21 protein-coding genes and 2 pseudogenes are annotated in these 20,352 nt (G+C 61.7%); 13 read left to right on the forward strand and 10 right to left on the reverse strand.

The genetic code is table 11. The features are described from left to right. The 5 genes from nirB to cysG are packed head-to-tail and all read left to right on the forward strand — an operon-like array spanning nt 1 to nt 7,729. On the forward strand, nt 1-2,433 hold the full coding sequence (gene nirB, locus VR71_RS23995) for a nitrite reductase large subunit NirB (protein WP_045686811.1): 2,433 nt from the start codon (nt 1-3) through the stop codon (nt 2,431-2,433). After that, nucleotides 2,430-2,759, forward strand: coding sequence for a nitrite reductase small subunit NirD (gene nirD, locus VR71_RS24000; protein WP_009817790.1), 330 nt, complete (start codon nt 2,430-2,432; stop codon nt 2,757-2,759). The genes nirB and nirD overlap by 4 nt, the downstream gene beginning before the upstream one ends. Beyond that, nucleotides 2,759-5,389 carry a nitrate reductase gene (locus tag VR71_RS24005; protein ID WP_045686812.1) on the forward strand — a complete coding sequence of 877 codons (2,631 nt, stop codon included), beginning with the start codon at nt 2,759-2,761 and terminating at the stop codon, nt 5,387-5,389. Before nirD ends, VR71_RS24005 begins: the two co-directional genes overlap by 1 nt. Beyond that, on the forward strand, nt 5,386-6,312 hold the full coding sequence (locus tag VR71_RS24010; protein ID WP_045686813.1) for a glycosyl transferase family protein: 927 nt from the start codon (nt 5,386-5,388) through the stop codon (nt 6,310-6,312). The genes VR71_RS24005 and VR71_RS24010 overlap by 4 nt, the downstream gene beginning before the upstream one ends. A gap of 13 nt (nt 6,313-6,325) precedes the next feature. Next, entirely contained in the window at nt 6,326-7,729 is a 1,404-nt protein-coding gene (cysG, locus tag VR71_RS24015; RefSeq protein ID WP_045686814.1) for a siroheme synthase CysG, read from the forward strand. A gap of 70 nt (nt 7,730-7,799) precedes the next feature. Here the strand turns inward: cysG and VR71_RS25490 are convergent, their stop codons facing one another. Continuing rightward, nucleotides 7,800-7,973 carry a helix-turn-helix domain-containing protein gene (locus VR71_RS25490; protein ID WP_296430861.1) on the reverse strand — a complete coding sequence of 58 codons (174 nt, stop codon included), beginning with the start codon at nt 7,971-7,973 and terminating at the stop codon, nt 7,800-7,802. A gap of 38 nt (nt 7,974-8,011) precedes the next feature. Here VR71_RS25490 and VR71_RS25495 point away from each other — a divergent pair, with 38 nt between their 5' ends. Then, nucleotides 8,012-8,182 (forward strand): hypothetical protein, encoded by a 171-nt coding sequence (locus tag VR71_RS25495; protein ID WP_296430863.1) that lies wholly within the window; start codon nt 8,012-8,014, stop codon nt 8,180-8,182. 32 nt (nt 8,183-8,214) lie between these two features. Further along, nucleotides 8,215-8,427: pseudogene (locus VR71_RS25500) on the forward strand (IS3 family transposase); the annotation flags it as partial. 72 nt (nt 8,428-8,499) lie between these two features. Here VR71_RS25500 and VR71_RS24020 read toward each other — a convergent pair. From VR71_RS24020 to VR71_RS24035, 4 genes are read right to left on the reverse strand one after another with little or no spacing between them, the layout of a single operon-like run. Beyond that, nucleotides 8,500-8,799 (reverse strand): hypothetical protein, encoded by a 300-nt coding sequence (locus VR71_RS24020; RefSeq protein ID WP_009817799.1) that lies wholly within the window; start codon nt 8,797-8,799, stop codon nt 8,500-8,502. Between the two features lie 9 nt (nt 8,800-8,808). Continuing rightward, nucleotides 8,809-10,068 (reverse strand): APC family permease, encoded by a 1,260-nt coding sequence (locus tag VR71_RS24025; protein ID WP_045686815.1) that lies wholly within the window; start codon nt 10,066-10,068, stop codon nt 8,809-8,811. Further along, nucleotides 10,061-10,417 (reverse strand): cupin domain-containing protein, encoded by a 357-nt coding sequence (locus tag VR71_RS24030; RefSeq protein WP_009817801.1) that lies wholly within the window; start codon nt 10,415-10,417, stop codon nt 10,061-10,063. The genes VR71_RS24025 and VR71_RS24030 overlap by 8 nt, the downstream gene beginning before the upstream one ends. Continuing rightward, a complete protein-coding gene (locus VR71_RS24035; RefSeq protein ID WP_296430865.1) occupies nt 10,414-11,157 on the reverse strand; it encodes a YqcI/YcgG family protein in 744 nt (247 codons plus the stop codon). The genes VR71_RS24030 and VR71_RS24035 overlap by 4 nt, the downstream gene beginning before the upstream one ends. A gap of 145 nt (nt 11,158-11,302) precedes the next feature. Here VR71_RS24035 and VR71_RS24040 point away from each other — a divergent pair, with 145 nt between their 5' ends. From VR71_RS24040 to dusA, 4 genes and pseudogenes are all read left to right on the forward strand, one after another. Next, entirely contained in the window at nt 11,303-11,815 is a 513-nt protein-coding gene (locus VR71_RS24040) for an Lrp/AsnC family transcriptional regulator (protein ID WP_217623016.1), read from the forward strand. After that, a complete protein-coding gene (locus VR71_RS25620; protein ID WP_367118669.1) occupies nt 11,815-12,225 on the forward strand; it encodes a helix-turn-helix domain-containing protein in 411 nt (136 codons plus the stop codon). The genes VR71_RS24040 and VR71_RS25620 overlap by 1 nt, the downstream gene beginning before the upstream one ends. Nucleotides 12,226-12,331: 106 nt before the next feature. Continuing rightward, a pseudogene (locus VR71_RS25505) lies at nt 12,332-12,469 on the forward strand (integrase core domain-containing protein); the annotation flags it as partial. A gap of 636 nt (nt 12,470-13,105) precedes the next feature. Next, nucleotides 13,106-14,131: a tRNA dihydrouridine(20/20a) synthase DusA gene (gene dusA / locus VR71_RS24055; protein WP_045686817.1), complete on the forward strand. Its 1,026-nt coding sequence runs from the start codon at nt 13,106-13,108 to the stop codon at nt 14,129-14,131. Here the strand turns inward: dusA and VR71_RS24060 are convergent. Further along, the gene (locus tag VR71_RS24060) at nt 14,121-15,011 is read right to left on the reverse strand and encodes a LysR family transcriptional regulator ArgP (protein ID WP_045686818.1); all 891 of its coding nucleotides are present in this window, start codon (nt 15,009-15,011) and stop codon (nt 14,121-14,123) included. The two genes, dusA and VR71_RS24060, sit on opposite strands and share 11 nt — an antisense overlap. Nucleotides 15,012-15,128: 117 nt before the next feature. Between VR71_RS24060 and VR71_RS24065 the strand changes: the two genes are divergently transcribed. Both VR71_RS24065 and VR71_RS24070 read left to right on the forward strand, forming a co-directional pair. Then, nucleotides 15,129-15,722, forward strand: a complete 594-nt coding sequence (locus VR71_RS24065) for a LysE/ArgO family amino acid transporter (RefSeq protein WP_045686819.1) — start codon at nt 15,129-15,131, stop codon at nt 15,720-15,722. Nucleotides 15,723-15,817: 95 nt separating this feature from the next. Then, on the forward strand, nt 15,818-16,738 hold the full coding sequence (locus tag VR71_RS24070) for a DMT family transporter (RefSeq protein WP_009817812.1): 921 nt from the start codon (nt 15,818-15,820) through the stop codon (nt 16,736-16,738). Nucleotides 16,739-16,750: 12 nt separating this feature from the next. Here the strand turns inward: VR71_RS24070 and choV are convergent, their stop codons facing one another. From choV to choX, 4 genes are read right to left on the reverse strand one after another with little or no spacing between them, the layout of a single operon-like run. Then, nucleotides 16,751-17,779 (reverse strand): choline ABC transporter ATP-binding protein, encoded by a 1,029-nt coding sequence (choV, locus tag VR71_RS24075; protein WP_009817813.1) that lies wholly within the window; start codon nt 17,777-17,779, stop codon nt 16,751-16,753. Continuing rightward, the gene (gene choW, locus VR71_RS24080; RefSeq protein ID WP_045686820.1) at nt 17,776-18,612 is read right to left on the reverse strand and encodes a choline ABC transporter permease subunit; all 837 of its coding nucleotides are present in this window, start codon (nt 18,610-18,612) and stop codon (nt 17,776-17,778) included. Before choW ends, choV begins: the two co-directional genes overlap by 4 nt. Next, nucleotides 18,612-19,337: a hypothetical protein gene (locus VR71_RS24085; protein ID WP_045686821.1), complete on the reverse strand. Its 726-nt coding sequence runs from the start codon at nt 19,335-19,337 to the stop codon at nt 18,612-18,614. Before VR71_RS24085 ends, choW begins: the two co-directional genes overlap by 1 nt. 2 nt (nt 19,338-19,339) lie before the next feature. Next, nucleotides 19,340-20,269 (reverse strand): choline ABC transporter substrate-binding protein, encoded by a 930-nt coding sequence (choX, locus tag VR71_RS24090; RefSeq protein WP_045686822.1) that lies wholly within the window; start codon nt 20,267-20,269, stop codon nt 19,340-19,342. Between the last annotated feature and the right edge of the window lie 83 nt (nt 20,270-20,352).

Raw genomic sequence — 20,352 nt, forward strand, 5'->3', positions numbered from 1 at the left:
ATGACCCAGAAACTTGTTATCATCGGTGCCGGTATGGCGTCTGGCCGGGTCATCGAGACCCTGGTCGAGACCGACCCCGACGCCTTCGAGATCACGCTGTTCAACGCTGAGCCGCGGGGGAACTACAATCGCATCATGCTTAGTCCCGTCTTGTCTGGTGAGAAGGCGTACGAGGATATCATCACTCATGGTGACGACTGGTACGCACAGCATCGCGTGACCTGCCGGTTCGGCGAGCATGTGGTGAGAATCGACCCCGAGAGGAAGGTTGTCGAAGGGCAAAACGGGCCTGTGTCCTATGACAAGCTGGTGATCGCGACCGGCTCGGCCCCCTTTATCATCCCGGTCCCCGGCAAGGATCTTCCGGGCGTCATCACCTACAGGGATCTCGACGATACCAATGCGATGATCGAGGCCGCCAAACAGGGTGGCACTGCCGTGGTCATCGGCGGTGGCCTGTTGGGTCTTGAGGCGGCGGCGGGGCTGGCCGAACGCGGCATGGCGGTCACCGTCGTGCATCTGATGGGGCATTTGATGGAGCGCCAACTGGATGAGGCCGCCGGATATCTGCTGCGCAAGGACCTGGAAAAGCGCGGCATCACGATCCGCACGCAGGGCTCGACCAAGGCGATTATCGGCAAGGACCGCGCCGAGGCGGTGGTTCTGGAAAGCGGCGAAACCCTGTCTGCCGATCTGGTGGTCATGGCTGTCGGCATCCGCCCCGAGACGCGGCTGGCGACGGATGCGGGCCTTGACGTCGCGCGCGGGATCGAGGTGAGCGCGCAGATGCAGACCTCGGACCCCTATATCTTTGCCGTCGGCGAATGCGTGGAGTTCGATGGCACCCTGTTTGGCCTTGTCGCGCCGCTTTACGATCAGGCGAGGGTTCTGGCCCGCACGCTTCTGAACGAGCCCGACGCCTTTGTCGTGAAGGATACCGCGACCAAGCTCAAGGTAACGGGCTGTGATCTGTTCAGCGCCGGGGACTTTGCCGAAGCCGAGGGTCGCGAGGACATTGTGCTGCGCGATCCCGGCAGAGGCATCTACAAGCGGCTGGTGATCGAAGACGACCAGCTGATCGGTGCGGTCATGTATGGCGATACCGCTGATGGCAACTGGTTCTTCGGTCTGATCAAGGATGAGACCGACATCTCGGAGATGCGCGAGACGCTGATCTTTGGCCCGGCCTATCAGGGGGGTGCCTCTGCGGACCCTCTCTCAGCCGTTGCAGCATTGCCGCGTGATGCGGAGATTTGTGGCTGCAACGGCATATGCAAGGGCACCATTGTTGATGCAATCGAAGGCGGCGCAGCCGATCTGGGCGCGGTGCGGGCCACAACCAAGGCCAGCGCGTCCTGCGGGACCTGCACCGGGCTGGTGGAACAATTGTTGCAGGTCACGCTTGGCGATGATTTTCAGATGCCCGCCGCGCAGCCGATCTGCGGTTGCTGTGATCTGACACATGAGGACCTGCGCCGCCTGATCAAATCGAAGCCGTTGAAATCGCAGGATGCGGTTTGGCAGGAGCTTGGCTGGACGACCCGCAATGGCTGTCATGTCTGTCGCCCGGCGGTGAATTTCTACCTGCTCGCCGACTGGCCGCTGGAGTATCGGGACGACCCGCAAAGCCGCTTCGTGAATGAACGCAAGCACGCCAACATCCAGAAGGACGGCACGTTTTCGGTGGTGCCGCGCATGTGGGGCGGCATCACCAACCCGCGCGAGTTACGCGCCATCGCCGACGCGGCGGACAAGTACAACGTGCCCACCGTCAAGGTCACCGGCGGCCAGCGGATCGACCTGCTGGGTGTCAAGGGCGAGGATCTGCCGCATATCTGGGCGGATCTGAACAAGGCCGGGATGGTGTCCGGGCACGCCTATTCCAAGGGGCTGCGCACGGTAAAGACCTGTGTGGGCACCGATCACTGCCGCTTTGGCACGCAGGACAGCACCGGGCTCGGCATCAAGCTCGAACAGATGTTGTGGGGGTCGTGGACGCCGCACAAGGTCAAGCTGGCGGTGTCGGGCTGCCCGCGAAACTGTGCCGAGGCGACCTGCAAGGATGTCGGCATCATCTGTGTCGACAGCGGGTATCAGGTCGGCGTTGCCGGCGCTGCTGGCATGGATTTGAAGGAAACCGAGCGTCTGTGTGACGTGCCCACCGAGGCCGAGGCGATTGCCGTGACGGTCGCCTTTATCCAGCTTTATCGTGAAACCGCCAAATACCTCGACCGGCCCTATAAATGGGTGGCCAAGGTCGGGCTTGATTGGGTCAAGGGCCGCGTCGTTGACAATCTGGACGAGCGCGCGCGATTGATCGCGGCGTTTGAGCTGTCGCAATCGATCTACCGCAAGGACCCCTGGGCAGACCACGCCAAGCGGGCCGAGGCCTATCAGCCGCTTGCCGACCTGACATTGGAGGCCGCAGAATGAGCTGGATCGATATTGGCCCGGTGAGCGACATCCCCCTGCGCGGGGCGCGCAAGATCAAGACGGCGCAGGGGTGTGTCGCAGTGTTTCGCACCGGCCCCGATGAGGTTTTTGCCGCCACCGACAGCTGCCCCCACAAGGGCGGGCCGCTTTCGGAAGGGATCGTGCATGGGCAGTCGGTCACCTGTCCGTTGCACAACTGGGTGTTTGACCTGAACACGGGTCAGGCCTGGGGCGAAGACGCGAGTATAACCATCTTTCCCGTGCAGGTCCGCGAGGGCCGCGTCTGGATCGACGGCGCCAGCCTTGCGGCGCGGAGTGCCGCGTGATGGACGGCAGCGGCCTTCCCGAAACGCGCTCGACCTGCCCCTATTGCGGGGTAGGGTGCGGGGTCTTGTTGCGCCCGGACGGGCAGGGCGGTCTGGCTGTGCGGGGCGATCCCGAGCATCCGGCGAATTTTGGCAGGCTTTGTTCCAAAGGCTCGGCGCTTGGCGAAACCGTGGGGCTGGGGCACCGGCTGCTGATGCCGCGCGTGACGGGCAAGGACACGGATTGGCCGAGCGCGCTGCAGCTGGTGGCCGACAGATTCACCCGGACCATCGCAGAGCACGGGCCGGACAGCGTGGCCTTTTACGTCTCCGGTCAGATGCTGACCGAGGATTATTATATCGCCAACAAGCTGATGAAAGGGTTCATCGGCTCGGCCAATATCGACACCAATTCGCGGCTGTGCATGGCGTCATCGGTTGCCGGGCACAAACGCGCCTTCGGCAGCGATACGGTGCCCGGCACCTATGAGGATATTGACGCGGCTGATCTTGTGGTGCTGGTCGGATCGAACCTCGCCTGGTGCCACCCGGTGCTGTATCAACGCCTGCTTGCGGCCCGCAAGGCGCGCGGCACCAGGATCGTCGTCATCGACCCGCGCCGCACCGCAAGCTGTGACGGGGCAGACATGCATCTGGCGCTGCAACCCGGATCAGATGTGGCGCTGTTCAATCGCCTGTTCATCACGCTTTGGCAAGGCGGTGCGCTGGACAAGGATTTCATACGCCATACCACCGGATTCGATGCTGCGCTGCAGGCGGCGCAAAACGACCCGAGCGCGCCGATTGGCCTGGCCGAGGCGGATATCGCCGCCTTTTGCGCGCTTTGGATGCGCACCGAAAAGATTGTCACCATCTATTCCCAAGGGGTCAATCAATCGACTTCTGGCGCGGATAAGGTGAATGCGATCCTCAACTGTCATCTGGTCACGGGCCGGATCGGCAAGCCGGGATGCGGGCCGCTGTCGGTCACCGGCCAACCAAATGCCATGGGCGGGCGCGAGGTGGGCGGGCTGGCAAATATGCTGGCCTGTCATCTTGACCTTGAAAACGCCGATCACCGGTCTGTGGTGCGTGGTTTCTGGGGGGCAGGACCGCTGCCAGAGGCGCCCGGACTCAAGGCGGTCGACATGTTCCGCGCGGCGGGTGACGGCCGGATCAAGGCGCTCTGGATCATTCACACCAACCCTGCCGTGTCGATGCCCGAGGCCGATGCCGTGCGCGATGCGATTGCCGCATGCCCCTTTACGGTGGTCAGCGACATCACCGATCAGACCGACACGGCGCGGCTGGCCGATGTGCTGCTGCCCGCAACCGCCTGGGCCGAGAAAGACGGCACCGTCACAAACTCGGATCGCACCATCAGTCGCCAGCGCCGGGTCTTGGCTGCGCCGGGTCAGGCGCGTCCTGATTGGGACATCCTTGCCGAGGTTGGCCGCCGCATGGGGTTCGAGGCGGCCTTTGATTTCGCCAGTGAGGCCGAAATTTTCCGTGAATATGCAGCGCTGTCGGGCCTTGCCGGTCAGATGGGTCGGGATTTTGATATCTCGGCGCTCTCGACGCTGTCGGACGCAGCGTATAACGACCTTTCCCCTCAGCGCTGGCCGCTGACGCGGGCGCGCAGCGGAGGACGCTTTTTCGCCGATGGGCAATTCTTCACGCCGGATGGCAAGGCCCGGCTACTGCCGGTGTCATGCAAACCGCCCGCCGCCAGAACCGAGCCGCGCTATCCCTTCCGTCTCAACACGGGTCGGGTGCGCGATCAGTGGCACACCATGACCCGCACCGCGCTCAGCCCGCGCCTGTCGGCGCATCTGGCGGAACCCTTTGTGGATATTCATCCGCAAGATGCAGAGCGATTGAGCCTTGCGCGGTCGGACCTGGTCACGCTGCAAAGCCCTCATGGCCGCGCGATCCTACGCGCCCGGATCACCGATGCGGTGCAGGTCGGACAGGTCTTTGCCCCGATGCACTGGACCGGGGAAACAGCGCCTTCGGCCCGAATTGACGCGCTGGTGGCCGCGGCCTGCGATCCGGTTTCTGGACAGCCGGAGAGCAAGGCGAGCGTGGTCGCGCTCGCCCGGTTTGACGCCGCGTGGTATGGTTTTGCGGTGGCGCGTGATCCAATGGTGCTGAGCAGCGATTACTGGGCCCTTGCCCGCACGAGCCGCGGTTACCGGGCCGAGCTTGCGGGAGTTAGGGCGATTGCCGATTGGGAGGTTGAGGCCCGGCGGCTGTTTGGTGCCCCCGACGCGCGGCTGGTCAGCATGCTTGACGCAAAAGCCGGCAATGCGCGGATCGTGCTCTATCAGGACGGGGTGATGATCGGGGCGCTGTTTGTCGCCGCGACGCCCGTCGCTGTCATGCGCGACTATCTTGCGACCTTGCCCGGAACCGACAGCGCGGGCGCGATCACGGGGCGCACGCCGCCCGATATGGCCGATCCGGGGCCGGTTCTGTGCGCGTGCTTCGGGGTTGGGGTCAACAGCATCGTGACGGCGATTGAGGCCCAAGGGCTGATCTCTGTCGAGCAGATTGGCGCGGCTCTCGGCGCGGGGACGAATTGCGGTTCCTGCCGCCCCGAACTTGCGGACCTGCTGGGCCGCGTGCGCGCGCGTGAGGCTGCGGAATGAGCCTGGCCGATCATGTCCGGACACTGGGCCGGGGGCCGGGGCGTGCGCGGGGCTTGACGCAGGACGAGGCGGCGGACGCCATGCGCCTGATGCTGCACGGTGATGCCGCACCAGAAGCAGTGGGCGCCGTGCTGATGTTGCTGCGCATGAAAGGCGAAACCGCCGAGGAAATCGCCGGGTTCGCGCATGCGGCGCAGATCGCCTTGCCTGCCTTGCCGAACGCCGATCTGGACTGGCCAAGCTATGCCGCGGGCCGCACCCGGGGGGCGCCGTGGTTTCTATGCGCCGCGCGGCAGGTGGCGGATGCGGGGCACCGCGTTCTTTTGCATGGCTGGAACGGCAACGACCCAAAGGTGCGCGCGGGATTGGCGGGAGTCGGCATCGGGATCGCGACCGACCCCGATCATGCTGCCTCCTTGCTGGAGCGTGACCGGATTGCCTATTTGCCGCTTGAAACCTTTCATCCCGCGCTGTTTCGCATCTTGAAGCTGCGTGAGGTTCTGGGGCTGCGCTCTTGCATCAACACCGTGTGCCGCATGCTGAACCCGGCCGCCGCCCCGGCCAGCGTGCAAGGCGTGTTCCACCCGTCCTATCGGCTCTTGCAGGCGGATGCTGCGGAGCTCCTGGGCTGGGATGCGCTGAGCGTCATCAAAGGCGGCGGGGGCGAGTTTGAACGGCACCCGGCCAAGGCCATTTCGGCCTTCGGCCTGCGCGGCGGCGTCGCCTGGGACGACGTGTTGCCTGCCCTCTTACCAGAAACCCGACGCCTGTCCGAGCCTTTGGGTGAAACGCTCGGCCCACGATGGGCCACGCAATCGCCCGACGTCTTTGAACGTGCCGTTGTAGCAGGGACGGCGGCAGCCGCCTTTGCCACCCTTGGTGCGCGTTCAGCGTCTGATCAGACCTCACAAACCGCTGCCTGAGAAGGGGACGCCCATGAAAGCCTTTCCAATGTTCATTCGCACCACCGGGCGCAAGGTGGTGATTGTCGGCGGCGGCGAACAGGCCGCGCAAAAAGCGCGCCTGCTGCTCAAGACCGATGCGGATCTGGTTTTCGTGGCGGCACGGCTTGAGGATGAACTGCAACGCATCGTGAAGGATGGCCGGGCGCAGCTGATCACAACCCTCTCGGCAGAGGTTTTTGCAGGGGCGGCCATGGTTTTCATCGGCACCGGTTGCCCCGCCTTCGACGCCGCGGCCCATGGAATTGCCAAAGCCTCGGGCTGTCTGGTGAACGTGGTCGATCAACCGGAACTGTGCGATATGACCACCCCGGCCATTGTCGACCGTGATCCGATCGTTGTGGCCATCGGCAGTGAAGGCACAGCCCCCGTTCTGACCCGCGACATCAAGACACGGCTCGAGGAACTGCTGCCGATAAACATTGGCGGGCTTGCCGCGCTTGCGGGGCGTTTGCGTCCGAGTGTCGCGCGCAATGTACCCCGTGATCAGCGCCGCGCCTTTTGGGCCTGGGTCTTCAAGGGGGATGCGCGGGATCAATGGAGCCGCGGCGCGGAACGCGATGCAGCGCGCGCGATCAAACGGGCGATTGCGGCGGGCGGCCTGCCGTCACGATCCGGAAAAGGCCAGATTTCTCTGGTGGGGGCAGGCCCCGGTGCCCGCGATCTGTTGACCCTGCGCGCTGTCGAACGGCTGCAAGAGGCGGATGTGGTGTTTTATGACAGGCTGGTCGATGCAGAGGTGCTCGAGCTTGCCCGCCGCGACGCAGAACGCGTCTTTGTGGGCAAGGATGTCGGCGCGCATGCCTGGCCGCAGGACAAGATCAACAAGGTCATTCTGGCCGAGGCGTTGCGAGGCAAACGGGTCGTGCGCCTGAAGTCGGGCGATCCCGGTATCTTTGGCCGGGCGGGCGAAGAGATCGCGGCCGCGCAGGCCGCCGGTGTGCCCGTTGAACTGGTGCCCGGCGTCACCGCGGCCTCGGCCGCAGGGGCAGCACTTGGTCAAAGCCTGACCGAGCGTGGCGTCGCGGATAGCTTTGTCATTGCCACCGGATCGGGCTGTGCGGACAATCCCTTGCCGGAGTGCACACGTTTGACCGGCCCCGGAACGACCACGGCTTTTTACATGTCAGCGCGGCACGCGGCCCGGATTTCGCAACGGCTCATGCAACAAGGTCTGCCTGCCGACAGTCCGGTCGATGTTTGCGCTGATGTCTCCAAGAAGACCCAAAATTTGCTCCGGACAACCATTGCAGACTTGCCAAAAGACATGGCTCACAACCAGATCAGGAATTGCGCCATCATTCTGGTAACCTGGCCGCTTGTGCTTGAAAATTGCGCATACTCAAAGGAGCCAGCTGGCAACGTTGTTCATATATGAAGAACGCGTTTGCAAATCCGGGGCAACCGATGGTGTTTTTGACTCATATTTGGCCCGTTTGACACGTGTCCTATTCGGCACAGACCTTCGCAACCAGACTGTAGCCAGCGCCATGCCCAGTGCGGATCAGCGACTCGCAGCCGCCATGAGTGGCGATCTTCTTGCGCAGCCGGGCGATATGGGCGTGAATGGCGCGGTCGTAACGCGAGCGGGAAAGGGCCGACGTGACCGCGATCAAACGCACCTATACGCTCGCCACGGCCGCCGCGCGCTGATCGTCTGGTGAAGGTCGACGCCGCCGAGACCATGTTGGGCGCGGACGAAGCCGCACCGCTCGCACCGCTGCCAGACGCGACAGAGGTCAACGCCGCGCGCGCGGACTTGGGCAACATGCTCTTCTTCGACCCGCGCATGTCGGGTGCACCGGGCTCTCTTGCCTGTGCGTCAGACTGATTTGATCCGAGAGGCCCGGGACGACATCGGCACGACGCCGCACATACCGCACACGCGACGCTGCAAGGCAGGGCGTGTTCGAATACATCGAGATGGTCTGCAACCCGAAACGCACGCACACGAACAACGGCATGCTGTCGCCCGTTGACTTCGAGGTCAGACAGCAGAAACTGAAGGAAGCGGGTCTCTGGAAACTAGGGGCACCTCACACCGCCTTCGAGCCTACGGGATATGTCCCGGGTTAACGCCCAAAGGCTTTCAAGGCTGTTGCACGACATGAGCGTGTGACACGGAAGCCGGGCGCGGTTGGTCCACGGTCATTTGCCTGGCATCATGTCATGCGTTTGCGCGGAGAGGTCCTCTGCCTTGAATAAGAGTTGATCGAGGGCATCGACGTCGAGTTCGCTTGCAAGCAGCAAGAGCGTATCGAGCCGAGGATCAGAGCGCCATGCCAGAAAGGTTTTCACGACGTCTGGATCATGAACCATGGCAATCTGGGCAATGAATTCCGCCACCAGCCGAACGCGTGCATTCGACAGGTTGCGTAAGACAGATACGATCTCGGCCTCTGCGAAGGCGGGCTTTGCGGGATCAGGCGATTTAGGTGTCTCCATCATGCCCGCCGTCTAGTCCAGTGTTCCGAGTATTGCGGGTCTATGTCCTTGCCGCACGACCGCAATCGCGATCACGCATAGAAAAATCGGATAAGCGAGTCCCTCACCGGCGCGGAATGCCACCAAGAGCAGCACCTCGGTGATGCAGGTCAAGGCAAGTATTTTCTCGGCGCGCTTTGGGCTGGATACCCCGAGAGCCAAAGCGGAAATGCCATAAATCAACAGAAAGTTCTGCCCTGCGACGCCCAGCATGACGCCCAAATCAAACGCGCCCACGGCGGAAATCACCTCAACCGCGACGAGCGCGCTGACTGTTGTGATGACGGCGCGATAGGGGGTGCCGTTTTTCAAAGACCGCAGGTTCCTGGGCAAAAGCCCTTCGCCCGCCGATGCCCATACCATGCGAGACACAGCCCAGACAGCCGCCGCCAGATTTGCGATCACCAGAATGACCGCGACGCCGGCGATAAATGTGCCGCCCATCCATCCAAAGCGTGTTTCGAACAAAACGACAAAGGGGGCTGCTGCCTTATCACTCAGTCCCAAAGATCCGGCGATGACGGCAAGCACCACGTAGAGCAGCACAGCGACGCAGAAAGACAGACCGATTGCGATTGGAACATCGCGGCGTGGATTATGGAAATCTGCGCTGAGGTTCGCAGCAAGTTCCCAACCGGTGAAGGCAAAGAAAATCATCATAAAGACCTGACCAAACACCTGCAGCGAAATCGTTGGAGGTAGTGGCGGGCGCAGGGTCTCCCAGCTTGGGCTGACGAGGGTCACGCCGACGAGCGCGATCCCCGCAAGCGCCACTAGCACCACGCTTGCGATGATCGCATTGATGCGGCTTGTCCATTCAACCGATACCAGGTTTATCGCCACAGCAAAAAGCAACATACCAACTGCGAACACATGCGGTGAGCCACCAAGCATAGCGCTGGCATAATAGCCGCCAGTCAAGGCTATTGACGGTAATCCAAAGAGGACTGCACCGAGAAACAGGAATGTTGTGGCCGCATATCCATAGCGTCCAAAGGCGAGTCCGGCGATCTTTGCCAATCCCCCTTGATCGGGGTGGCTTCGGCTGATGACGGCAAAGGCCGCAAGCAAGGGTATGGAGGCAACCGCGCAGGCCAACCAGACCGTCAGAGCGTTCTCGCCAGCGTGCTGAACCGCCAGTCCGGGAAGGGTGAGCAGTCCTGCGCCCAATACGATATTGAGCATCACCGCTGCGCCGCGAAGCGGAGAGAGGGTTGCGCGCATCTCATCCATCAAATGGCATTTTCATTTGGTCGAACACGATCAGATAGGTTGCGCCCTCATCGAGCGCGACAGTGCCATAGGTGAAGCCCGCTGGAAATGCGACGACTGAGCCGGTTCCCGCAATAGTCTCTCCGCTGTCCCAGTAGCACAGAAGATGTCCCGCGAGAACGATCAGGGTTTCGTCTGTTTCGCTATCATGCTGGCTGTGATGTTTGCCGGGGACATCGCGGCGCACTTCGATATGTCCCTGATCCGGCAAGGACGACTCTATCAGGGGACCCAAATCTGCGGTGTCGATCCGAGAGGTGAAGACGCTGAAATCCTGGTTGCGCGCATTCGACCGAGCGTTCAGGTTCATGCGACCTCTCCCTCGTTTGGCCTGTTGGTCTGTCCGAGTTGATGGAAAGGGCAAGCGGGCCTTTCATTGGTGTCATAGATAAAATACTGGACATGCTCTCGGGCCTCTGGATTGCCGTAGCTGCCGAGATAGGGAAATACGGGGACCGCGTCATACGCCATGATCCGATCGCGAATGTTATGCAAGGAGCGCTGCACGGCAGGCTCATCACTGTCCATGATCCCCTTGAATATCCAACGTGGCTGGAACACGGCCATGAAGGTGGCCGATCTGCGGCTAGCGCGCAAGACATGGGCAGGGGTCGCGCAGGACACAAAGATGGGCTCGCCCGCATAGCAGAATTCCCAATTCGGGTGATCGATCTCTGCGGGGATCGCTGGCGGTCTTGGGGTCGTATCCGTGCGCTCCATTCCGTCAAGCAAGGTCCAGAGTTGGTCCTCGTAGCTCTTCATGTCGCGCACGGGGCCCGGACGCGCGAATACCACCAAAGAGGTCATGCGCCCGTAGTCCCGTGCATGCGTGATATACTCACGCAAGATCGGTCCCAAGTGATCGGGGGTCAACGGGTCTACAAACGCGACCCTGAGCTGGCGCGACTTGATCGCGGACGCCCCGAAGACGCAGGGAAATGGGCGGGATGTGCTGGTGAGCGTCGATTTGAGATCCGCGAAGACAAGCCGCTGCCAGCTCTGCTCAGGATAATGATCTTCGACATCGGCCACTGAGATATGATTACCCATCATGCAGGCTCCTTTATGCATATCGCATAAGATTTTCCGGAAACTCCTTTAGGGCTACCTTGCAAAATGCAGAAATCTCTTCACTTTGACTAAAAACCATCTAGGGTAGAGCTAAATGGCACCTGCCCCTCCCAAGGATTCCGTCTTGGCCAAGCCCCTTTGCGCGACCAGCCGAATGGTTCTTGAATTGTTGCGTGAGAACAGCCGCTCGACGGTCTCGGAAATGGCTGCAATTGTTGGCACAAGCCGGACCACCGTTGCGTATCATATAGACCAGTTGGTCGAGCGCGGTTTTATCCGCCGCTTCACGGTCGATATCGATCCCGATCTGGATGTGCGTCCTTCGGGCGTGCGCGCCATGTTCGATGTGAGACTTCGGCGCAAGATCTGCGGGATCGTGTTTGCCTCGATCTCGGACTGGAAAGAAGTCGTGTCGGTCTGGTCGACATCTGGATCAATTGACATGCGGGTTCTGATCGAGGCGGCGGATCAGTCCATCGTGGAAGAGCTTCGTGATCGGTTGGCGCGTCATCCCGAAGTGGCCTCTCTGACGACAACGATGATCCTGAAAACCTGGTGCGAGCGCATTTCAGGCATCCATGAAACGGCACCCAAAGACTATGTGATTTTGCGTAAAGAGAGGTCTGATGTTCAGTAATGTGCTCCAAACAGAATGATATTGATGTCATCGTGGGGCGGGTCCTGCGGCGAACTCGTTTGGCCTCAGGCCACACCATGACGTCACTCGCAGCGCAGTGCGGCGTCACGCACCAGCAGCTTCAAAAATACGAATCCGGATCAAACCGCGTATCGGTCAGCCGATTGTTTATCCTGTCCAACGCCTTGGGCATACCACCCGCCGAATTGATTGACCAAGTGCAAGAGCTCCTTGGTAGCGACAGGAGCGATCCCGTGGACAGCGCATGGCACCGCTTGCAGTTTGCCAAGCCAGAGCATTGCAGGAAAATAATATCCGGCCTTGCATCCGTCCGCGACACGGAGGTTCTACAGTCCGTCCTAAATTTGCTTGCCGTATTGGATCAAAAGGAAGGGCGAGTTGAGCGGTAAAGGCCAGTCAATCTTTATGAGGTTTGCATTGCGCTGACCCGTGCGAACCACGACATGGGCCGCAGTGTTGGAGAGGCGGCCGCAGAAATTCGGACCCTTTGTTAAGGTGGATCGCATGATTGATCGTCTCTGGCGGTCGCTGAAATACGAATGCGTTTACCTGCGCGCTTTTGAGATCGGATGACAGGTCCGCGACGGCATCGGCAAATGGTTGGCCTCTCCCAATGCCGAGCGGCCCCACTCGACCCACGGCGTCTTGACCCCAGATGAGGTCCATGCCAACCAAACTGAACCGATGAGAACAGCAGCCTGATAGGAAACCCTGATCGACCTTAACTGGGCTGCAATCTGGTCGAAAAAGCAGGACCACCTATGTTCTGCACTGGTGCGGCGGACCGGCCATTTTACAAAGCCCGGGCAAAGGTCGTGACGTCACTTGCACGCAGTCCATCACAGGGAATGTCACTGATAACAAAGTCATTGCGGATCTTACGCAACATCTGTCCCTTTGTGCGGCCGATGTTGCCGCCGGTGGCTTTCAGGTCGTCTTCAATGACGTCACCAACTGATCCTGATTATCGGCGTACAGAGTTAAGGCCACCAGGTGTCGCAAGTTCCTTTTCCCGATGTTTCAGCTAGGCTTTCGCCGACGCCAACCGATCGAAGCTTGACGACTCTTGGTGGACGATCCGTCCCTTCGACTTTATAAGGATCTGCGCGCGATTGCTGATCGTGCCATCCTTGCGTTTGCGTTCGACGATTGAGCCCATTTCAGTAGTCCTCGACAAGAATTTGGTAGTCCTGTGGACTACTGATAAGGATGCACAGCCCCAATTATGCCGAAATAGCACCAAATACGTCCGAGTGAGATCCTCCATATATGACTGATTTTCCAACAAAAAAAAGGCTTTGTGATGCTCACCGCCTGAGCATCGCGCCGATGATGGATTGGACAGACCGGCATTGCCGGTATCTGCATCGGCGGCTCAGTCGGCATGCGTTGCTCTATACCGAGATGGTGACGGCGCCTGCTTTGGTGCGCGGAGGGGCGGTGCATTTGTTGGAGCATAGCCCGGAGGAATACCCGGTCGCTTTGCAATTGGGGGGATCGGACCCCGCAGAGCTGGCGCGGGCGGCGCGGATGGGGGCGCAGGCGGGATATGCAGAGATCAACCTCAATTGTGGTTGCCCGTCGGATCGGGTGCAATCGGGGCGGTTTGGGGCGATTCTGATGACGGAACCGGCCCTTGTGGCCGAGTGTTGCGCCGCCATGATAGACGCGCAACCCGTTGAAGTAACAGTAAAATGCCGGATCGGGGTGGATGATCAGACCCCTGAGGAGGTGTTGCCGGAGTTCCTTGCCCAGATCATCGCCGCAGGCGTGCAGCGGGTGCAGATTCATGCGCGCAAGGCCTGGCTCGACGGTCTCAGCCCCAAGGAGAATCGTGATATTCCGCCCTTGAATTACGATCTGGTGCAGCGGATGAAAATGCTGTTCCCCAACCTCCATATCTCAATCAACGGCGGAATTACATCGCTGGATCAAGCCGTTAGCCTACTTGATCAAGGGCTTGACGGGGTCATGGTGGGGCGGGCGGCCTATCATCAGCCGGCGGATATCCTCTGTGCGGCGGATCGGCGGATATTCGGCAGCACAGAGCCAGACACCACCCCGGAAGGGGCCGTGCAGGCCATGCTCCCCTATATCGAGGCGCATCTCGCAAGCGGTGGTCGGTTGAACCAGATTACTCGGCATATGTTGGGGCTTTTCGCCGGGCGGCCCGGTGCGCGGGCGTGGCGGCGGCACCTGTCAGAGGGCGCGACGGGGCCCGGAGCGGGGCCGGAACTGGTCGAGCGGGCCTTGGCCGAGGTTACAGACCTTAAGGAATCATCCCCTATTTTGTAAGGTCGCGCAGGCTATTGCGCGCGCCACGGCGCAGGGCGCGGGTGAGCGGCGCGAGCGCCTTGCCCAGAAGCCGGCTCCATTGCCAGTAGAGCGCGGTATCGAGCGGGCAATCTGCGCGCAGCAGGGTGAGCGTGCCGCGCGTGAGATCCGCGCGCAAGAGCGCCTCGGGGGCCATGCCCCAACCCATGCCAAGACGGGCTGCGGTGACAAACCCTTCGGACGACGGCAGCCGGTGACAGGGCGGGCGGAGCGCGACGCCGGTCGCCTGCGCGATCCAGCGATGTTGCAACTGGTCATGGCTGTTGAATTGCAGCATCGGCGCTGTGGCGAGACTGTCCGGCGTGATCCCGGTGGCAAAGTGGCGGGCGATGAAATCGGGGCTGGCTATGGCCTGATAGCGTAGCAGTCCGAGCGCCATGACATCGCAGCCGGGCAGGGGGCTGGCGCGGGTGGTGAGCGCGCCGAGAACTTCGCCGCGCATCAGCCGGTCGTGGGACACATCCTGATCGTCGATCACCAGATCAAAGAGGTGATCGGGTAGGCTGGCCAAGGCCGCGGGCAGCCAGGTGGCGAGGCTATCGGCATTGACGGCGAGGCGCAGGCGGGTTTGCGGCGCGGGGGTCAGCCCGGAGAGATCATCCCCAAGCCGCGCCTCGAGCAGGACAATCTGATCGGCATGGGCGGCAAGACGCTGGCCCACGGGTGTTGCGGTGCAGGGGGTGGTGCGGTGGAGGAGCTGCGCGCCGACACGGGTTTCCAGGGCCTTGAGCCGCTGCGAGATGGCCGATTGCGTGAGGCCAAGCGCCTGTGCCGCGCCTTCGAAACTGCCAGTTTGAAGAATCGCGGTGAGGGTGGCGAGATGGTCGGGTGGCAGCAACATTAAGAAATCTAATTCCAGATAAGTATATTGAATTTGAGTAATGAAGAACCAACCGATAGGCAAGACCCGGCGGCAAGGTCGCGGTTGAGTATTTGATCCAAGAAAAAGGGCGGGGGCATGCAGGCGGGACTGGCGGGATTTGCGCTTGGGTTGAGTTTGATTTTGGCAATCGGGGCGCAAAATGCCTTTGTGCTGCGGCAGGGCCTCCGGCGTGAGTATGTGCTGGCGGTGGTGCTGGTCTGTGCCGTGTCCGATGCGGTGCTGGTGGCGGCGGGTGTGACCGGCTTTGGCGTTCTGGCCGAGGCGGTGCCGGGGCTGGAGCGGATCATGCGCTATGGGGGGGCAGCGTTTTTGCTGGCCTATGGCGCGCGCAGTTTTTGGGCCGCGTGGCGCGGTGGGGCCGCTCTTGAGGCGGGAGAGGGGGCGGGCAGCCTGCGGCGGGCGGTGCTGACCTGTCTGGCGCTGACCTGGCTCAATCCGCATGTCTATCTCGATACGGTGGTGTTGCTGGGATCGGTTTCGGCGCAATATGCGGATCGTTTTGCCTTTGGTCTGGGCGCGGTCTGTGCGAGTTTTGTGTTTTTCTTTGCGCTGGGCTATGGCGCACGCCTGTTGGCCCCCCTGTTTCGCCGTCCGGGCAGTTGGCGGGTGCTCGATGCCGGGGTGGGCTGTGTGATGTGGGCCATTGCATTTGGGTTGCTGCGGGGCTGAGTTATGCGCCATTTGGCAGGGTGTGTTGCGCAAAGCGCATGGCAAAGCGCCAAGCCAGCCTCGACAGGCGGGCAGAGGCATGAATTAATGCAGGCATGAGCGCGCAACAGGCAAGCACGGCAGAAAGCACGGCACAACCGGGCTGGGGCATCTTCTGGATGGTGGTGACGGGTATCCTCTTTGTCGGGGTGACGGCGCTGGTCAAGGTGTTGGGCACGCGCGTGCCAGCCCCGCAGGCGGCGTTTTTGCGCTATGCCATGGGGCTGGTGTTTCTCATTCCGATGCTCGGATCGCTCTGGCGGTTGCGGCTGGATCGCGGCACCTGGGGATTTTTCGCGGCGCGCGGCATGGTGCATACGGTGGGCGTGGCGCTGTGGTTCTATGCGATGGCGCGGATTCCCATCGCGGATGTGACGGCGATGAATTATCTGGCCCCTATCTATGTCACGCTTGGCGCGGGTCTTTTTCTGGGCGAGCGTTTGGCGCTGCGGCGGATTTTGGCGGTGGGGGTGGCCCTGATCGGCGCGCTGATCATCCTGCGGCCGGGATTTCGCGAGGTGGGGCCGGGGCATCTGGCGATGATCTTTACCGCCATCTTCTTTGGCGCGTCTTACCTGATTGCCAAGGTGGTATCCGGCCGCAGCAGCCCCGGCGTGGTGGTGGCGATGCTGTCGATCACGGTCACGATTGGTCTGGCCCCTGTGGCGGCGGCGGTCTGGGTCACGCCAACGCCGTGGGAATTGGCGATCCTCTTTGCGGTGGCGACGCTGGCGACGGCGGGGCATTACACGATGACGCTGGCGTTTCGCGCGGCCCCACTGGCGGTGACGCAGCCGGTCACGTTCCTGCAACTCGTCTGGGCCGTGCTCTTGGGCGCGCTTGTCTTTGGTGAGGGGGTGGATGTGTTCGTGGTTCTGGGCGGTATGGTGATCGTGGGCGCGGTCAGTTTCATCAGCTGGCGCGAGGCGGTGCTGAAGCGGCGGATCACGCCGACGGTATCGGCCACCAAGGTCTGAGCGCGCGCCCGCTCAGGCGCGCGGATCGAGCAGCTTGGCCAAGATCCGGTTGCGGGTGATCTGGCCCATGAGTTTGCCATTTTCGGTGACACCGACCGGGCGATCATGCCCTTGGGCGCATTCCATCACGTCCTGAATGCTGGCATCCGGGCCGACACAGGTTTCGGGCGTGCCAATGGCCGGTTCCATCACGTCGCGGGCGCAGAGCACGCCAAGCGGATTCATATGGGCCACGAAATCCGCCACATAGTCCGTGGCGGGGTTGGTAAAGATATCCTGCGGCGTGCCGCATTGCACGATGCGCCCGCCCTCCATGATGGCGATGCGGTCGCCCAGTTTGAACGCCTCATCCAGATCATGGCTGACAAAGATGATGGTGCGGCCGAGGGTTTTTTGCAGGTCGATGAGTTCGTCCTGAAGGTGGTTGCGGATCAGGGGATCGAGGGCAGAAAAGGGTTCGTCCATCAGCAGGATTGGCGCATCGGTGGCAAAGGCGCGGGCGAGGCCCACGCGTTGTTGCATGCCGCCCGAAAGCTCTCCCACGCGGCGGTCTGCCCAGTCTGAGAGGTTGACGAGGGAGAGTTGCTTTTCCACCCGCGTGTTGCGTTCCGCCTTGGGGATGCCCGCAAGTTCCAGTCCGAGGCCCACGTTCTCGCGCACGGAGCGCCACGGGAGGAGGCCGAATTGCTGAAACACCATGGCGATATGGTGCTGGCGCAACCGGCGCAGGGTTGCGGGGTTGGCGTGGGTCACATCCACCATGCCGGTGCCGTCGTGGATTTCGACCGTGCCGCGCACCACCGGGTTGAGGCCGTTGACCGCCCGCAGGAGGGTGGATTTGCCCGATCCTGAGAGGCCCATCAGCACGAGGATTTCGCCCGGTGCGACCGAGAGGTCACAGTCATGCACGCCCAGAACCTGACTGGTTTGTTGCTGGATTTCGGGCCGGGTCATGCCCTGATCCATCAGTGGCAGCGCGGTTTGCGGGGCATCGCCAAAGACGATGGAGACCTTGTTGAAATTGACGATTGTATCGGTCATTTGCGTCCCTCCATCCGCAGCATGCGGTCAAGGACGATGGCCACGACGACGATCATCAGCCCCGATTCAAAGCCAAGCGCGATGTTGACGGTATTGATCGCGCGCAGCACCGGCACGCCGAGGCCGTCCGCCCCTACCAGCGCGCCGATCACCACCATCGACAGCGACAGCATGATGGTCTGGTTGAGCCCCGCCATGATCTGCGGCAGGGCGTAGGGCAGTTCCACCTTCCACAGGGTCTGGCGGTTGGTGGCCCCAAAGGCCTGCGCTGCCTCTAGCAGCGGTTGCGGGGTGTTGGAGATGCCCAAATGCGTGAGGCGGATGGGGGCGGGCACGACAAAGATCACCGTCGCAATCAGGCCCGGCACCATGCCGATGCCGAAAAACACAATCGCGGGAATGAGATAGACAAAAGGCGGCAGCGTCTGCATGAGATCGAGCACCGGCCGCATCCCGTCATAGAGCCGGGGCCGGTGGGCGGCGGCTATGCCCAGAGGCACGCCCAAGACCATGCAGAAGATGCAGGAGGATATCACCAGCGTCAGGCTTTCGGTGGTTTCTTCCCAATAGCCTTGGTTGAGTATGAAGAGAAATCCGAGGATGACGAAGAGGCAGGTCTTCCAACTGCGCTGCAACGCCCAGGTCAGGGCGACAAAGACGCCGATGATGACCAAGGGGTGCGGGGTTTGCAGCACCCAGAGAAAGGCGTCGATCAGCCCCTCCATCAGCGCCGCGAGGGCGTCAAAGAAGCCCGCTGCATTGTCCTGAAGCCAGAGGAAGAAGCCTTCGGCCCATTTCCCCACCGGGATTTTGTGATCGCTCAGCCAGTCCATCAGTTCGCCTTGTTTAACGGGGTCCAGTTCGTATGTCGCTCGGATAAAATAGCGGCGTGTTCAATCATGACGCGCATGACCTTTGAGGTGAGATCGGCGCGTTGCGGGTTGGTATCAAATGTTGTCAGCGCATCTGTGCAGGTCTCGAGCATGACAGGCTCGCTTTTGCCGAGGCGTTCCAACAATAGGCGGTTGACCCAGATCGACGTTTTTTGGCTCCCGCCGGGTGTCCGGTAATTCCGCATGCGGCGACGCAGGTTTACTGTTTCGCCTACATACACGGATCGGCTCACCGGAAGCCTGATACGGTATAGTCCAGCGCATTCAGGCAAGCGCGGAAAGCGCAGTGTCGACTCATGCAAAGTAATTTCTCCCACGCTTTGCCAATGAAACTCAATGCTGAGGCATGTCGGCGAAACGGCTCGGATTTCGACGCCCGGCGGCATCGCCGGGCAGCCCCCGACCGCCCCCTCGGGCGGGGGCTTCTCCCCCACCCGCGGCCGGGGGCTGCCCTCGGTGCCTTGTTTTGACGTTAGAGGAAGATTGGTAATCGCGCCAATAGAGGGCTTTATCCTTTGGATAAGACCCTCTTCCGCAAGTTTGCGGCAGCGAGCATTGACTTGCTGGTGGCGCGATTTAGCCCCCGGAATCGTGCGCACGATTTCAGCGTCAGTGATCCCGGGCCTTTCTTCGATCAGGGCGAGAATATCGTCCCTGAGCGTCATTATCACAGACCCAACTCGGCCTTGACTGCCGCCATGGCATCGCCACCGTCTTTGGTGGTCACGCCATCGAGCCAGGGGCTGATGGCATCCGGATTGGCCTTGAGCCAAGCGCTTGCGGCCTCTTCGGGCTTGGCCCCGTCATTGAGGATCGCGCCCATGATTTCGTTTTCCATGGCGAGCGTGAACTCGAGGTTTTCCAGCAGCTTGCCCACATTGCCGCATTCCGCGACATAGCCCGCGCGGGTGTTGGTATAGACCGTGGCGCCGCCCAGATCGGGGCCGAACCAGTCATCGCCCCCCGTCAGATAGGTCATGTCGTGATTGGCGTTCATCGGGTGCGGTTCCCAACCGAGGAAGACAATCGGCTCTTCGCGGCGATCGGCGCGCGTCACCTGCGCCAGCATCCCCTGTTCGGAGCTTTCCTTGACCTCGAATCCCTTGAGGCCAAAGGCATCCGCTGTGATCATGTCGAGGATCAGGCGGTTGCCGTCATTGCCGGGTTCGATGCCGTAAATCGTGGAGTCGAGCGCCTCAGCGTGTTGCGCGATCGTGTCGAACGAGCTGATCCCAAGGGCGGCACCCGCCGCATTTGTCGCCAAGGTGTACTTTGCGCCCTCCAGGTTGGCACGCACCGTGTCCACGGTGCCGGCCTCGCGGTAGGGGGCGATGTCGCCTTCCATGGTGGGCATCCAGTTGCCGAGGAACACGTCGATATCGCCCGCGGCGAGCGACGTGTAGGTCACCGGCACAGAAAGCACCTTGATGTCGGTCTCATAGCCGAGTGCCTCGAGCACGACGGTGGTGGCGGCGGTGGTTGCAGTGATGTCGGTCCAGCCGACATCGGCAAAGGTTACGCTGTCGCAATTGGCCAGTGCGGGCCCGGCGGCTGCCGTGGCGAGGGCAATGGCGGTCAGGGTTGTTTTTAAGGTCATGGCAGGTCTCTCCCGGTTTCGGATTATGCGGGCGCTTGGCCCGGTTTGGCAAAGGCCCGAGGGGAGATCCCCCGGGCCTTGCA

This window comes from Roseovarius sp. BRH_c41, assembly GCF_000961715.1.
Taxonomy (GTDB): Bacteria; Pseudomonadota; Alphaproteobacteria; order Rhodobacterales; family Rhodobacteraceae; genus Roseovarius.

Bases quoted from the DNA above. Each gene is read 5' to 3' on its own strand.
- nirB (WP_045686811.1), top strand. From the start codon at position 1: ATGACCCAGAAACTTGTTATCATCGGTGCCGGTATGGCGTCTGGCCGG.
- nirD (WP_009817790.1), top strand. From the start codon at position 2,430: ATGAGCTGGATCGATATTGGCCCGGTGAGCGACATCCCCCTGCGCGGG.
- VR71_RS24005 (WP_045686812.1), top strand. From the start codon at position 2,759: ATGGACGGCAGCGGCCTTCCCGAAACGCGCTCGACCTGCCCCTATTGC.
- VR71_RS24010 (WP_045686813.1), top strand. From the start codon at position 5,386: ATGAGCCTGGCCGATCATGTCCGGACACTGGGCCGGGGGCCGGGGCGT.
- cysG (WP_045686814.1), top strand. From the start codon at position 6,326: ATGAAAGCCTTTCCAATGTTCATTCGCACCACCGGGCGCAAGGTGGTG.
- VR71_RS24020 (WP_009817799.1), bottom strand. From the start codon at position 8,799: ATGATGGAGACACCTAAATCGCCTGATCCCGCAAAGCCCGCCTTCGCA.
- VR71_RS24025 (WP_045686815.1), bottom strand. From the start codon at position 10,068: ATGGATGAGATGCGCGCAACCCTCTCTCCGCTTCGCGGCGCAGCGGTG.
- VR71_RS24030 (WP_009817801.1), bottom strand. From the start codon at position 10,417: ATGAACCTGAACGCTCGGTCGAATGCGCGCAACCAGGATTTCAGCGTC.
- VR71_RS24035 (WP_296430865.1), bottom strand. From the start codon at position 11,157: ATGGGTAATCATATCTCAGTGGCCGATGTCGAAGATCATTATCCTGAG.
- VR71_RS25620 (WP_367118669.1), top strand. From the start codon at position 11,815: ATGTGCTCCAAACAGAATGATATTGATGTCATCGTGGGGCGGGTCCTG.
- dusA (WP_045686817.1), top strand. From the start codon at position 13,106: ATGACTGATTTTCCAACAAAAAAAAGGCTTTGTGATGCTCACCGCCTG.
- VR71_RS24060 (WP_045686818.1), bottom strand. From the start codon at position 15,011: ATGTTGCTGCCACCCGACCATCTCGCCACCCTCACCGCGATTCTTCAA.
- VR71_RS24065 (WP_045686819.1), top strand. From the start codon at position 15,129: ATGCAGGCGGGACTGGCGGGATTTGCGCTTGGGTTGAGTTTGATTTTG.
- VR71_RS24070 (WP_009817812.1), top strand. From the start codon at position 15,818: ATGAGCGCGCAACAGGCAAGCACGGCAGAAAGCACGGCACAACCGGGC.
- choV (WP_009817813.1), bottom strand. From the start codon at position 17,779: ATGACCGATACAATCGTCAATTTCAACAAGGTCTCCATCGTCTTTGGC.
- choW (WP_045686820.1), bottom strand. From the start codon at position 18,612: ATGGACTGGCTGAGCGATCACAAAATCCCGGTGGGGAAATGGGCCGAA.
- VR71_RS24085 (WP_045686821.1), bottom strand. From the start codon at position 19,337: ATGACGCTCAGGGACGATATTCTCGCCCTGATCGAAGAAAGGCCCGGG.
- choX (WP_045686822.1), bottom strand. From the start codon at position 20,269: ATGACCTTAAAAACAACCCTGACCGCCATTGCCCTCGCCACGGCAGCC.